This is a genomic window from Paenibacillus sp. LjRoot153 (assembly GCF_964253085.1).
GTDB lineage: Bacteria > Bacillota > Bacilli > Paenibacillales > NBRC-103111 > Paenibacillus_E.
This window is the reverse complement of the sequence record NZ_CAXUQH020000001.1, coordinates 2,303,344-2,316,969: the sequence shown is the minus strand read 5'-3', so window position 1 is coordinate 2,316,969 and position 13,626 is coordinate 2,303,344. Positions and strand designations below refer to the sequence as shown.

The following is a 13,626-nucleotide window of genomic DNA, read 5'->3' as shown; positions in this document are numbered from 1 at the left end:
ACAAGTAAAATTTAACATGTTTATTTTATTTCAGCAAGCGGTTTCAGTAAAAAAACTAAAAAAAAAGACCTGACGGAAATAATCCGTCAGATCTTAAAGCAACCAATTTCATGCCCACTGAAAATTCAAACTTCCCTATCTTTCAACACACCAGTAAAGGGAAGTTTTCTTGTTAAAAGGTCAAGAGAGGACTGGGAATGCCCATTCCCCTCAATTAAAAAAGCGTCAGTCATAAATGACTGGCGCATCGTTCATCATTGATGGTCGCCGCTTGACTGTCTGACAATCAAACTCGGCTTTAACACGACATGCTTTGGTTTGCGGGCTGTTTTAGAGTCAATTCGTTGGATCAAATTTTTGGCTGCAATCCTGCCCATCTCATAGGCCGGCTGTTCGATCGTCGTTAATGGCGGATTAAGATGCTTGGCCCAAACCGTCTCGTCATACCCAATTAACGCGACTTGCCCCGGAACTTCGACTCCAAGCTCCTTAAAACCCTCCAGGATTTCCAATGTCATCATATTGTTCGTGGAAAAAACAGCATCCACGTCAGGTTTCTGTCTGAAGTAATCTATTATGGCTGCCTTCGCTCTTCCGCTTGCATTGTCAACTTGAATAACGGATTGCTCCGTGACTACAAGTCCGTTCTCGCTCATCGCCTTTTTGAAGCCTTGAATACGTTCCTGCCACGTACTGATGCCTTCCGGCTCGTAGACGAAGCAGACCAGTTTGCGTCTGCCCCTCTCAATAAAATGCTCGACAGCAAGTCTGGCGCCCTGGATATTATCCACGACAACATCGTCAACATCCAAATCCGAGATGCGGCGATTGATGACAAGAAAAGGGTACTTCTTCTGTACAATTTCCGTATACAATTCTTTATTGTTAACAGTCGGGTTGACAATAATGCCATCCACCTGGCGCATTTGCAAACCGTCAATCAAGCCTGCTTCACGTTCGGAATCTTCATTGGAGTTGCATACCATGAGACTATACCCTGACTGACGGCAAGTATCCTCAACACCTTCCAATACCCGAGACCAGAACGGATTGCTTAAATTAGAAAGAACAATACCGATAATGTTCGTCCTCATTTGCTTTAATCCTCGCGCCATAGGGTTCGGACGATAGTTCAAATCGCGTATGATCTTTAAAACCTTCTCTTTGGTTTCTTCAGTCGCCTGCGAATAGTTCCCGTTGAGGATTCGTGAGACCGTTGTTTTGGATACACCAGCCATTTTAGCCACATCATCGATGGTTACTTTCAATGAAATTCCTCATTTCAATCCGTGTATGTTGCTTAAGCAACGTTTTCATCTAATAAATATAACAGATTGCCCCCTACAATAAAAGGCGGATATTTACTTGCCTCAGAATCAGTTGGCAGGTAAATATCCGCTTGTTCAACGAACTGTCGGTTCAGTTCTTGTATTAAATAACCGTATGATCCAGGGCCTTGCCCATTGCCTCATAGATTCTTTTCCTCCCTGCTTTATCGCCTTTCAATTCTTGATGGGCATACTTTGCCACCTCATAGGCAAGCTTTCGAGGCACAACGATAACGCCGTCGCCATCAGCTACGACAACGTCGCCGGTTCGAACGACAACACCGCCGATATTCACCGGCACGTCTAGCGCGTCGAAACGGATACGACCTTGATCCATTTTCTGCGAAATGAATTTGGACCACACAGGTACTCCCTGCAAAATACACTCATCCGTATCCCGTACACCTCCGTTGCTCAAATACCCGACGATCCCATCCTTCATCCCGCCTAACGTATTGTTGGAGCCCAGTATGCCCACGTCTACGCCATTTTGGTCAATAACCATGAAGTCGCCCTTTGTAATGCTTTGGTGCCACGGATCGTAGCATACTTCCTTGTAGTACCATTTCGCCCACTTCGTATATTCTTCCGCTGTCATGCTAGGCACGGCATCTTCATAAGGGACATATCGGGCTGTTCGGGCAATTCCGACAACACGTGTTCTGAACAGCGGACGAATTTCATAGTGGACAGATCCATAATGATGCATCATATTCCAATCCATGCCATCGCGCACATCCGCAACTCTTAGATCTTTGTATAGCTCCAAAATCTTCTCTCTGTCGTCCATGTTCATTCATCCCTTCGGTATGTATTTTAGTAGTTAAATAACGGTGTGATCCAATTCTCTATTCATCGCTTCATAAATTCGGCGTCTGCCTGCTTTATCGCTCTTTAATTCCTGATGCGCGTATTTCGCAACTTCAACAGCGATTTTCCTCGGCACAACAATGACACCGTCACCGTCAGCAACGATCACATCGCCTGGATGTACAACGACGCCTCCGATATTAACCGGCACATCATTCGCATCGAATTGGATTCGTCCCTGATTCATTTTCTGGGAGACGAATTTGGACCAAACCGGAACCTCCTGCATAATTAATTCGTCCGTATCGCGCACACCGCCGTTCGTGATAAACCCAACGGCTCCCTGCGAGAAGTATTGCAGCGAGTTGTTAGAGCCAAGAATTCCTACATCCACACCGCTCTGATCGACAACGACGAAATCGCCTGGTTCGGATGCTTTCATTCCTTTATTATTCGTAATATTCGCATAATACCACTTGGCCCACTCCGTATATTCGTCAGGTGTCATTTTCGGAATTTCCCCCTGATAAGGAATGTATCTGGAGGTTTGCGCAATGCCAACCGCTCTAGTACGGTAAAGCGGACGGATTTCGTGGTGTACGGTACCATAATGATGCATCATGTTCCAATCCATGCCATCCCGGACGTCAGCCACTCGCAAATCATTGTAAAGCGCCAACAATTCCTGTTTTTCCTCTTTGGACATTTTATCCTTGCTCATTTGCTCACTCTCCATTGCCTAGATTTATATTTTCATCCTTAAACATGATGTACAGCTGCATCTTTAAGGAATAAAAATCTGCCGCCAAACTTCTTTAAACACAAACTTCTAACCTTTCAATCCTCCTGTAGAAATGCCTTCAATCAGATATCTCTGGAAGAAGATGAACATCGCAAATACAGGAACAAGGGATAGGATGGACATTGCGAACAAAGCCCCCCAGGAGTTATCCCCCATGGAATCGGTGAACATTCTAAGCGCTAAAGCAATCGGAAATAATTGAATATCGCTGATATATAAAAGCTGACTGAAGAAATCATTCCAGGTCCAAATAAACGTAAAAATCGAAGTCGTCATTAAAGCAGGAACGGTAAGCGGGATCATGATATACCAATACATTTTAATTGGACCGCACCCGTCAATCTCAGCTGCTTGATCTAATTCCCGAGGGAGAGAGCGGATGAATTGTACGATTAAGAAAATGAAAAAGGCTTCAACACCGAGGAACTTCGGCAGTATTAACGGCAGATACGTATTGATCCAGCCAAATTTATTAAACATGATATACTGCGGAATGACAGTCACGTGAAAAGGAAGCATCAACGTCATGAGCATGATAGCGAACAGCACTTGTTTCAGGATGAAGTTAAGCCGGGCGAAAGCATAAGCCGCCATCGAACTGGAGATCAAATTTCCGATGATGCACATGGCTACAAGAAAGAAAGTATTCAGAAAAAAATGGCCAAACGTCACTCCGGATAAGCCAGCCCATCCTTGCTTATAATTATCAAATGTGATTTTTCCCGGGATCAAGGACGTATTCGTGAAAATTTCCGTATTCTCTTTGAACGAGCTCACGAACATCCATAACAGCGGATAAATCATGATGACACAACCGGCTATAATACTTGCATGGAGAACATAACGGGATGCTCTGCTCATAACCAAAAGGATCACCCCTATTCCTGATAATAGACCCATTTTTTCGATGTAACGAAAAGCAGCGATGTCACAAGCGCAATTGTGACGAGGAGCATCCATGCCATTGCTGCAGCATAGCCCATGTCAAATTGGGCAAATCCTTTCTGGTATAGATACAGGGTGTAAAACAAGGTGGAATTCAGCGGACCGCCGGTGCCGCCGCTTACGATAAACGCTGGTGTGAAGGCCTGAAAGGCATGAATGATCTGCATGACAAGATTGAAAAATAGAATAGGAGTGAGCATAGGAAACGTAATATTCAGAAATTGCCTGAATGTACTAGCCCCATCGATTCTCGCTGATTCATATAAATCAACCGGAATTTGCTTTAAACCGGCCAAGAAGATCACCATAGCGGAGCCGAATTGCCACGTTGACAATACAATCAAAGTGTAAAGCGCCGTGCTTGGGGTAGCTATCCAGTTAATGCCTTCTGCCCCAAATACATGCAGGATTCTGTTAATCAAACCTTCACCGCCAAAGATTTGCCGCCATAACAAGGCAATGGCTACACTGCCGCCAAATAATGAAGGGACATAATAAATAGCCCGGTATACTCGTAGACCACTTATTCCCTTGTTCAACAGAAGCGCAACAGATAGGGCGAATGAAAGAGCAAGTGGAACAGCCAACAGCACGTAACTGGTTGTTACTTTGATGCTTTCCATATATTTCTTGTCATGAAACATTTCGGTAAAATTGCTGAGACCTATCCATTGCGGCGGTGAGAATAAATCATATTTGGTAAATGCCAGGTAAAGTGAAAAACCCATTGGGAATGCGCTTAAACCAATCAATCCGATCAGCCACGGCGTTAAAAATAAGTAACCCGTACAGTTGTTTTTCAAGAACGTCTTAATGGCAGTCATGATTTCACTCCCAATGTTGCGGCCGAATGCGCCTGTATGTCGTTAACATCCGGCCGCAAGAATGAATGTTGTAATTTGCTTAATTATTTATTTAAAATAGCTGTGGCTTTAGCGATAAAATCCTGGGATCCCTGATCAACTGTGCTCTTGCCGAAGGCAACGGCTTGCGCAGTCTCCAAGAGCAGCGTACGAACAGCGCCCTGACCTGCCGGCGGAAGCGGAAGTTGGCCTGCAGTCTTAAGGCTCGTCTGAATCGCTTCCGTTGTTCTTTGCTCAGCTGGAGAAAGCAGCGGTTTGATCGTTTCATTGCCCTTCGTTGATCCAAGCGCACCCTGTTCCAATTTAAACACCTTCTCGGCTTCCTCGTTATTGACAAAGAAATCGATGAAGCTTGCGGCTGTTTTGGCTTGCTTCGAGTTAGCAGAGACTGCTAAGTAAGCACCTTCAACAAACTCGCCCTCTTTGCCATTCGGATCAATCGGTCTGCGGACCGCGCGGACTTCGCCCTCTTTGATGTAGTTCTGATACAGCGGAATCTGATTGTACGGGAATACCGTCAGCGCAAGTTTCCCTTTGACGAACAAGCCTTGATCGAGCGACACCGTTGAATACTGTTCTGTCGTTGCCGCATCCGGAATCGCCTTGATTTTGCGAAGCTTATCCCAAATGGAAAACCATGCGACCATATCATCTTTGTTTACACCTAACTTGCCTTCTGCTGTAAACAGATCCTTCCCTCTTTGGCGGGCAAATACCTGAAGACCTGTAATATCATTGCTGTTATCGCCGGCTGCCCAGACACCGGGCTCTTTGATTGCTTTCTGAAGTTCCGTCACCTTAGCTGTAAAATCATCCCATGTCCAGTTGTAATCCGGATATTTGACACCTAATTTGTCAAACATGGCAGTGTTGTATTCCCAACCCGTCATCGTTACACCCTGTGCGACCATGACGGTTTTACTGTTCACTTTGCCTGCGGCCTGCACCGCTTCTGGGAAGTCTTTCAGATTGATTGTGCTGTCTTGGAGGAAAGGGCCCAGATCAAGCAGCGTATTGCGGCGTGCATAGTCCGCAACATATGTAGCATGCATCCCCACGACATCCGGCATATTACCGCCTGCTGTTTGAGTGGCCATTTTATCCCAATAATCATTAAAAGAACCGAACTCCCTTACGATTTTAACATTGGGATGCTGTTTCTCATACATATCCGCGATGGCATTATACTTCTCATGCCTCTTCCCATCCCCCCACCAGGCAAAACGGATGGATACCTTCTCATCACTCTTGGCCGTAGTTGCTGCTGTTGCTGCTGGAGCGGCAGATGAGGTAGTGCCCGCAGGAGTGGAGCTGCTGCATGCTGTCAATCCGAAAGATGCGATCAGAGGAATAAATAAAAGCGCTTTCATTTTCTTCATTTAAAGCCCTCCTTTTTTGATAACACATTTATCCACACTTTTTCATAAACCTATTCGATTCAGGTTTCGTGAAATAGTTTGGATCATTCATCATTGCTTGCTTTGGTTGTGAGAATTCTGAGGATGGAGGATGATTACGGGTTTCATAACAGTTAGTTGTAGTAAGTTCCATGAGGTTAATCGATTTAGTAAATCGATTTCTTAACTTTATTCTAAAGCAAATTCTCAGTTGTTGTCAACAGGAAATCGATACACTAAATCGTTTCACTAAGTTCCGATTACATTTCATTGAACGGTGCGTAAACCCTCAGATGAAGATGAGCCAACAAATTAATGAAGATCCAAGCCCATATTGTGAATGACTCCCAGCGGCTAAACCGCGTGTTCTGTAGATGAGCATATTCAAAAGCTGCTGAACAGGATAATTGTGGATACAAATCGAAGCCAACCAGGCGGGCTGATGAGTTCCGTCTTCTTTCCGTCAATCCATAAACGTGCTTCCCCTGAAACAAACACTATTAAGCTTTTCGACCCAACTGGGAGTGGAAAAGAATCCAAACAGTTCTTCCGACATTAGCAGGTTCAGCATAAAATGGCAGTGGATTCGGATCAGGAACGCTGTCCAACATCAGCCAGCCTATATTGGGTAGCGGATGGGGACGAGCAGTTTATATCTTTAATGTTTATTTTATGTACTTCTCCAACTCGGCAACCAGTACTGTACAGGAACTCTTGAAGAGCTCGTTCCCATATGGATCAACAGGAAAACTTCAAATGAATTATATCTTCTTCTAATTAAAAACTTCGGAATACACTTTTCCGACTTAGCTCTGATTGCTTCGTTAAGGGTCGCTGGTACCATTGACTTAAGCGATCTCTCCAGCAAGCTGATATAGGAATGACTTAACCCCGAATGTTTTGCCAGCTCCCTCTGGGAGTACCTATCAAAACTACTCATATAATGATCCCGCTATTTTATCGTTTATTGGACATCACATCGTGTATGTTAATCTAATCACCGATTTACGTTCGAATACAGTACTCGCTTAATTAATTCATCAAAAAACCGGCACCCCATCATCGGAGTCCCGGTCCTGACTTACCCAACCTCATTCAACTTCCCATCCCGAAACCTTACAACTCTCTTGGCCTGTTCCGCAACTTGCCGATCATGCGTAATCACAATAATCGTCCTGCCCTGCTCATTCAATCGGCTGAAAATCTCCATGATTTCCGCGCCAGTCTTCGAATCCAGCGCCCCCGTAGGCTCATCCGCCAAAATGATCGGTGGATCGCCTGCCAATGTACGCGCAATCGCAACGCGCTGCTGCTGTCCACCAGAAAGCTCCGAGGGAAAGTGCTTCCTCCGATCCAGCAAATCCACCGCTTCCAACGCTTCTATAACCAGCGGCTCACGCTGCTTCCTCGTCATTCCACGATAGATCAACGGTAGCTCCACATTCTCATAAGCGCTCAACCTCGGCAGCAGGTTAAAACTCTGAAATACAAACCCGATCTTCCGATTCCGAATCTCGGCCAATTGTGAATCATTCAGCGAGTGAATCTGCTTCCCATCGAGGACATACAAGCCTTCGTCCGAAACGTCCAAACAGCCGATGATATTCATCAACGTGGACTTGCCAGAGCCCGAAGGCCCCATGATGGCGACAAACTCCCCCTGCACGATGTCTAACGTAATGTCATCCAACGCACGAATCGTCTCGCCGCCCATATAATAAAATTTACTAACATTCTCAATTTGGATTAAGGCTGTCATTGTCTTCGCCTCCATTATCTGATGCCAAATAAATGAAGAATGCGATGCTACAACCTAAAGGCGACTTACCGCTTTGCCTTATAAAATTCATGATACAGCTTCATGAGCGCCCGCTTCTCAATCCGCGATACGTACGAACGCGAAATTCCTAGCTCCTTAGCAATCTCCCGCTGCGTCCGCTCTTCACCACCTAACTCCAACCCAAACCTTCCGACTACGACTTCCTTCTCCCGGTCGTCCAATATCTCCAAATTGCGATAAATCTTGCTCTTCTCAATCTTCAACTGCACCGCATCCACCACATCATCCGCCTCGCTGCCGAGGATATCAATAAGCGTAATTTCATTCCCCTCTTTATCCGTTCCGATCGGGTCATGCAAGGACACATCTTTACGTGTTTTCTTCAAAGAACGCAGGTGCATCAGGATCTCATTCTCAATACAACGTGCTGCAAAAGTCGCCAGCTTTGTCCCTTTGTTTGGGGAGAAAGATTCGATAGCTTTGATCAATCCAATCGTCCCAATCGAGATCAAATCCTCCAGATCTTCCCCCGTATTGTCGAATTTTTTGAGGTTGTGAACACAAAGCAAGGTAAATTCAAAATAATACACAGTGCCATTTTCAGAGTAATGTTCGAACCAAAGTCTCCATTCAATTAAAACGAAAACCCGGACAATATTGTCCAGGTCCCTTAAAAATTAAATCTAATACTGTTCGGAACGTCGTGTAGTCAGTCGTATTGGTATAGGTATTTCCGCCATAAGAAGAAGAAGAAGAAGAAGAAGAAGAAGAAGAAGTTGTTAAAATACTCATGTTGTAGAAAACAGTTGGTGTATTCTCATCAATATAAACTTTCTTATTTGTGAACGTGGATTGAGTCAAACCATCGTAAACCCCGACAGAGAATGAGATATCTGTATCATAAGAACTTCCAATATCACTTGTTGGATAAGAGACGTCTTTTGGGTTGTTACTTTTTGGGGTCGTATGAGACCATTGAAAAGTCTTGTGATCCGGTTCCAAGCCGACGATCCTTTCAGAAATAGGGGCAATCAGTTAAAACCCGCTGATTGTTTCAAATTCTTTAAATAACGGGCACGGATCAGTAGAAAGTACAGGAATTGCGCGACAAGGAAAACGCTGTAGACCGTAATAGCCGAATGAATCACCGGCGCATGAAGCAGGTTATGCAGAGCGTAGAGCGCAACCGAGCTGTGGATAAACGCGACCGCGAGTGGTACGAAAAACAACAGTGCCATCTGCAAAGTGGCCACTTTCTCGAGTTCCTTGTCGGTTAATCCGATCTTCGTGATGGAACGGTACTTCATCTTGTCATCGTTGAGATCGGTAAACAGCCGGAAATAGAGAAAGCTTCCCGACGCAACAAAAAATACACAACTGACAAACACCCCGACGAAAAGCATCAGATTATAAGTCCGCTTCATCTGTTCTTCCAAATAGGCAGGAGATGCAAACCAAAAATTGGAGGTTTGTGCATTTCCGAGCAGCTCCGCGATGGCCTCCCCCGTGTCCGCCGTTGAATCGGCGCTGTCCGTAACGTAAGCAGTTATAAGCTGATCATTTCTCGGCTTGCCGAAGGAGTCAAGTATACTATCCTGAACGATCAACAACGGTTCATCGACGATGGGGGGCGTGACCGCCTTGCCAACAGTTTGTTTCACATCCAGAATGATCGATGCTCCTTTTACTGACCACGCGTGTTCCGGAAACGGCCGGTTTTTCATGGTCCAGATGGCCGCCGCTTCATTCCCCTGCAGCGACAGTACCGGATAATCCAAGGCTTTCGCAAGCTTGGTATACTCGGACAGGTGGATGAAATTTAGTGATTGTCCATCTGTTAATTCGATGTTCGCTATATGAACGGACAATGTATCATAACGAATCTCCCGTTCTTGGAGCGCTTGTTCGATTATTTTCGTTTGATGGGCTGCTTGCCCGGCATCACCGTTAGTTTGGCTATAGGTATAAGCTAACGGGTAAGCATCCGAAATTTGCTTGTGGATGGTTTCCAGAAATCCCATCAAACCGCCCATAGCGCAAATGGCGACTGTCGAAACGATCGTAACGAGAAAGAACATGCGGGCGTTGTCCTTCATACGATACGCCATGTCGGACAAAACCAGTACATTCGTTTTGCGGAGAAAGACAGAACGGTTGCTTCTTAACGCGCGAATCACAAACACGCTCAACTGTGTGTACAACAAATAAGTACCGATAATGACTAAGACTGTGACAGGCAATAGAGCGAAAACGACCGAGACTCCTTGAACCAGGAACGAGATTATGTATCCGGCAAGAAGCAGGCAGAACGCTGCCATTGAAAGAAAGAGGGATGATTTAGGCTCAGACTTCGGTTTGGCGCTGCCTTTTAGCAGATCGATGGGCTTGCTGGCTCGTACGAATGCGGCAGTGAACGCTGAGATGACGAGAAACAACAGCACGAATGCAGACAGCGTGAGCAGAATTGCTTGGCTAGGCATGTAGGATGGCAACGGGCTCATCTGCATCAGATCAGCTCCGATCATCATGAATAGCTTGGCGAACAGCATTCCCGCGGCAAGCCCCCCTACTATGGAAGCGAATCCAATCACCATGCTTTCGATAAAGACGATCCAACGCAGCTGATTGTAAGTCATGCCGAGCATGATCAGCACGCCGAATTCCCGTTTGCGCGATTTCAGAAAGGCGCTGACGGAATAGAATACGAAAAAGATAGAGAACACATAGACAATATATTCCGCAACCATCATTGCCTGAATGGCCGACCAATTGAAACCGGAATTTTTTATGGCAGGGTGAAAAATAAAAACAGCATAAATAAAAAAGATCATCACTGAAAATGTGCTGCTCAGAAAAAAAGCGGCATATATCCGCTTGTTCCGGCTAACATTGCGGAAGGCAAATTGTCGCAACGTCATCTATTGACCCTCCAGGGAACTCTTCTTAATTGACACGAAGCGGTGAAAGCTCATGTGCATTCCCTCCCATTAACGAGAGCATATCGATAATCTGTTGGAAGAAGGCTTGCCGGTTGTTCCCTCGGTAAAATTCATTATAGAGCTGACCATCCTTGATGAATACAACCCGGTGGCAGTAGCTAGCCGCGAGAGCGTCATGGGTGACCAGCAGCATGGTCGTGTGATCGGCTTGGTTGATGGCCTCCATCGTTTCCATGACATCACGTGAAGATTTGGAGTCGAGATTTCCTGTCGGCTCATCGGCCAGCAGCAGCGAAGGGGTATGAATGATGGCCCTTGCAATGGCCGCCCTCTGCCGCTGCCCTCCCGATACTTCATAGGTTCGTTTATTCAGAATTTGGGTGATGCCCAGTTTATCGGCCACTAGATGGAGTTTGGCATCCATCTCTTTCACACTTTTCCCATCTAGCGTAAGAGGGAGAATGATATTTTCCCCGATCGTCAGCGTATCTAGCAAATTAAAATCCTGAAAGACAAAGCCCAATTTCCTTCTGCGGAACAGGGCCAGGTCATGTTTGGATAATAAATGGGGATTCTCCCCATTAATCAACACTTCCCCAGAGGTAGGCGTATCGATTGTGGATACTACATTCAGCAGAGTTGTTTTGCCGCTGCCTGATGGACCCATAATGCCAACAAACTCACCTTTCTCCACAACGAGGTTCATGTCGCTCATCGCCCTATACGCAATGCTGCCACCATCATAAACTTTTCCTAAATTGCGCACGATTAGCATATCCATATCCGTCATTCTTCCTTTCATACAGTCGCAACTTCAAGTTCCATTACGCTCTCGCATCATCATAGCTGATCCCCTGGCACGATACCATCGATTATTCTTATACGAATCTTACAATGTTGTAATGAAAAAGCATGTTCATATAGCTTGAACATGCGCGATTCTCATCCATATACGTACTGCAGTTCCTTGTCCCTGCTCAGATTCAAGCTCGACGTGATGATCAAGTCGCGAGGCGATCTCTCGAACCAGGTAGAGCCCCATGCCCGTAGACTCGCCGAACCGTCTTCCGTTTTCCCCTGTAAAATAAGCGTCAAACACCCGCTTAATGTCCTGTTTGGGAATTCCGACACCATGATCCCGAATTTCAAGAACCACCTGCTGGCCTTGCACTTCGGAAGTAATCATGATACGGCTGCTTAAACCGGCCGAATACCGTACGGCATTGGTGATTAATTGGCCGAGCGCGAATGCAAGCCACTTGTCATCGGACATGACCATCAATCCGTCATCCACTTGAATTTCCGGAAAAACCTTATTGCGGATCCACAAATTTTTGTGTTCAGCCGCCACTTTCCCTACCAACTGACGAAGAGCCACCGGCTCCGCCACGAAATCCTGCTCGAACGCATCCAACCGCGATGTATAGAGCACTGTGTCAAGCCCCTTCTTCAGCTTATCTATTTCCTCTCGCATGCTGTCAAAAAAGGGATCGGTTTCTTGCTGAACCGCAAGGTGCATAACGGAAAGCGGGGTTTTCATCTGGTGCACCCACTGATTAATAAAGGTGACATGATCGGTTAGCTTCTTACGGTACCTCTCTATATCGTTCTGATAGAGACGATACTTCTCCTGGAGCAGATGCCCAAGTGCATCCGCGAGCGGCGCGTTCCCGATATATCCGGCCGATTCGTCAAGGGACGAAAGAGGACGAGTCAGCCTCTGATACATTTGAAAATGTCGGATATAACGGTATATCAAGTAAAAAGCGAACAAGGCCGTATTTACCATGCAAATGTAGGCAAGATCGAAGGTATTTCGGAAACCGGATAATCGGCACATATAAACCGTCAGCAGAAGCTGTCCGGCATACATAAACACTAACGGAACATGCTCTTTCCAAAACAGCCTCATGGCTCCTCCCTCCAGATAGGCCGCAGTTTATACCCGGCTCCCCGCACGGTTTCCAACGCTTCTTCAATGCCGAGCTCGGCTAATTTTTTGCGGATGCGCGTGATATTGACATTAAGCGTGTTGTCGTCAATGAATTGTTGACCATCCCACAGCTTCTCCAAAAGCCAATTGCGGCTGACCACCTTGGAACTGCTTTCCATCAGTGTTTCCATCAGCATGGATTCTTTATGACTGAGATCTACGGTTTTGTCGGATAAGGTTAGTTCAAGCCTTTCTGGATACAACACGAGTCCTGTGCATTCCACGGTACGTTCCCTCTTGTTCGAGGCGTATGAGCCGTATGCGCGACGAAGCTGGCTCTTAATCTTGGCCATGACTACTTCATAATCGAAGGGCTTGGCGATATAATCGTCCGCCCCATTCTCCAGCGCCATAACCTGCTCCATCTTGCCGTCACGGGCAGAGATAAACAATATGGGGCAGGTGGATACCGTTCGGATTTGTCTGCACCAGTAATAGCCGTCGTAATGGGGCAGATTGACGTCGAGCAGCACGAGATCCGGACGAATGCGCTGGAACACCTCCATAACTCGGTCGAACTCCTGGACCGATTCCGCTCGGTACCCGTATTTCTCCATATATGATTGAAGCAGCTGCGCCAGCTTAAGATCATCTTCTACTATCAAGATACTAAACATAAGACTTGGCCCCTTCCTGATTTTAAAGATGAAGTACCTTTGTAAGCTATTATAACCTTAAGCAGCACTCTTTCAAGGTGAAAAGAAACCGTTTTACGAGTCTTCTATTACCGTAAGATCGAATTACAACATTGTAAGGTAGATGTAAGTCA

At 45.9% G+C, this 13,626-nt stretch carries 13 protein-coding genes; all 13 read right to left on the bottom strand.

The genetic code is table 11. The annotated features are described in order from the left end of the window. Positions 1 to 254: 254 nt before the first annotated feature. On the bottom strand, positions 255 to 1,268 hold the full coding sequence (locus ACSQ8P_RS10215) for a LacI family DNA-binding transcriptional regulator (RefSeq protein ID WP_436235070.1): 1,014 nt from the start codon (positions 1,266 to 1,268) through the stop codon (positions 255 to 257). A 163-nt stretch (positions 1,269 to 1,431) separates the two neighbouring features. Next, on the bottom strand, positions 1,432 to 2,118 hold the full coding sequence (locus ACSQ8P_RS10210) for an RraA family protein (RefSeq protein WP_436235069.1): 687 nt from the start codon (positions 2,116 to 2,118) through the stop codon (positions 1,432 to 1,434). Between the two features lie 33 nt (positions 2,119 to 2,151). Further along, positions 2,152 to 2,859: an RraA family protein gene (locus tag ACSQ8P_RS10205; RefSeq protein WP_436235068.1), complete on the bottom strand. Its 708-nt coding sequence runs from the start codon at positions 2,857 to 2,859 to the stop codon at positions 2,152 to 2,154. Positions 2,860 to 2,967: 108 nt separating this feature from the next. Then, positions 2,968 to 3,801, bottom strand: coding sequence for a carbohydrate ABC transporter permease (locus ACSQ8P_RS10200; protein ID WP_436235067.1), 834 nt, complete (start codon positions 3,799 to 3,801; stop codon positions 2,968 to 2,970). A gap of 17 nt (positions 3,802 to 3,818) precedes the next feature. Next, positions 3,819 to 4,709 carry a carbohydrate ABC transporter permease gene (locus tag ACSQ8P_RS10195; RefSeq protein WP_436235066.1) on the bottom strand — a complete coding sequence of 297 codons (891 nt, stop codon included), beginning with the start codon at positions 4,707 to 4,709 and terminating at the stop codon, positions 3,819 to 3,821. Between the two features lie 83 nt (positions 4,710 to 4,792). After that, the gene (locus ACSQ8P_RS10190) at positions 4,793 to 6,127 is read right to left on the bottom strand and encodes an ABC transporter substrate-binding protein (RefSeq protein WP_436235065.1); all 1,335 of its coding nucleotides are present in this window, start codon (positions 6,125 to 6,127) and stop codon (positions 4,793 to 4,795) included. A gap of 1,099 nt (positions 6,128 to 7,226) precedes the next feature. Further along, positions 7,227 to 7,904 (bottom strand): ABC transporter ATP-binding protein, encoded by a 678-nt coding sequence (locus tag ACSQ8P_RS10185; RefSeq protein ID WP_436235064.1) that lies wholly within the window; start codon positions 7,902 to 7,904, stop codon positions 7,227 to 7,229. 65 nt (positions 7,905 to 7,969) lie between these two features. Then, entirely contained in the window at positions 7,970 to 8,515 is a 546-nt protein-coding gene (sigK, locus tag ACSQ8P_RS10180) for an RNA polymerase sporulation sigma factor SigK (RefSeq protein ID WP_436235063.1), read from the bottom strand. A 40-nt stretch (positions 8,516 to 8,555) separates the two neighbouring features. Next, positions 8,556 to 8,927, bottom strand: coding sequence for a hypothetical protein (locus ACSQ8P_RS10175; protein ID WP_436235062.1), 372 nt, complete (start codon positions 8,925 to 8,927; stop codon positions 8,556 to 8,558). A 29-nt stretch (positions 8,928 to 8,956) separates the two neighbouring features. After that, complete coding sequence (locus tag ACSQ8P_RS10170) at positions 8,957 to 10,843, bottom strand: FtsX-like permease family protein (protein ID WP_436235061.1); 1,887 nt, start codon at positions 10,841 to 10,843, stop codon at positions 8,957 to 8,959. Between the two features lie 25 nt (positions 10,844 to 10,868). Then, positions 10,869 to 11,645, bottom strand: a complete 777-nt coding sequence (locus ACSQ8P_RS10165; RefSeq protein ID WP_436239491.1) for an ABC transporter ATP-binding protein — start codon at positions 11,643 to 11,645, stop codon at positions 10,869 to 10,871. A 135-nt stretch (positions 11,646 to 11,780) separates the two neighbouring features. Continuing rightward, the gene (locus ACSQ8P_RS10160) at positions 11,781 to 12,776 is read right to left on the bottom strand and encodes a sensor histidine kinase (RefSeq protein WP_436235060.1); all 996 of its coding nucleotides are present in this window, start codon (positions 12,774 to 12,776) and stop codon (positions 11,781 to 11,783) included. Next, positions 12,773 to 13,474, bottom strand: a complete 702-nt coding sequence (locus ACSQ8P_RS10155) for a response regulator transcription factor (protein WP_436235059.1) — start codon at positions 13,472 to 13,474, stop codon at positions 12,773 to 12,775. Before ACSQ8P_RS10155 ends, ACSQ8P_RS10160 begins: the two co-directional genes overlap by 4 nt. Positions 13,475 to 13,626: the final 152 nt, after the last annotated feature.

Excerpts from the sequence above, each read along its gene's own strand:
- ACSQ8P_RS10210 (WP_436235069.1), bottom strand. The coding sequence starts at position 2,118 with ATGGACGACAGAGAGAAGATTTTGGAGCTATACAAAGATCTAAGAGTT.
- ACSQ8P_RS10205 (WP_436235068.1), bottom strand. The coding sequence starts at position 2,859 with ATGAGCAAGGATAAAATGTCCAAAGAGGAAAAACAGGAATTGTTGGCG.
- ACSQ8P_RS10200 (WP_436235067.1), bottom strand. The coding sequence starts at position 3,801 with ATGAGCAGAGCATCCCGTTATGTTCTCCATGCAAGTATTATAGCCGGT.
- ACSQ8P_RS10195 (WP_436235066.1), bottom strand. The coding sequence starts at position 4,709 with ATGACTGCCATTAAGACGTTCTTGAAAAACAACTGTACGGGTTACTTA.
- ACSQ8P_RS10190 (WP_436235065.1), bottom strand. The coding sequence starts at position 6,127 with ATGAAGAAAATGAAAGCGCTTTTATTTATTCCTCTGATCGCATCTTTC.
- ACSQ8P_RS10185 (WP_436235064.1), bottom strand. The coding sequence starts at position 7,904 with ATGACAGCCTTAATCCAAATTGAGAATGTTAGTAAATTTTATTATATG.
- ACSQ8P_RS10170 (WP_436235061.1), bottom strand. The coding sequence starts at position 10,843 with ATGACGTTGCGACAATTTGCCTTCCGCAATGTTAGCCGGAACAAGCGG.
- ACSQ8P_RS10165 (WP_436239491.1), bottom strand. The coding sequence starts at position 11,645 with ATGGATATGCTAATCGTGCGCAATTTAGGAAAAGTTTATGATGGTGGC.
- ACSQ8P_RS10160 (WP_436235060.1), bottom strand. The coding sequence starts at position 12,776 with ATGAGGCTGTTTTGGAAAGAGCATGTTCCGTTAGTGTTTATGTATGCC.
- ACSQ8P_RS10155 (WP_436235059.1), bottom strand. The coding sequence starts at position 13,474 with ATGTTTAGTATCTTGATAGTAGAAGATGATCTTAAGCTGGCGCAGCTG.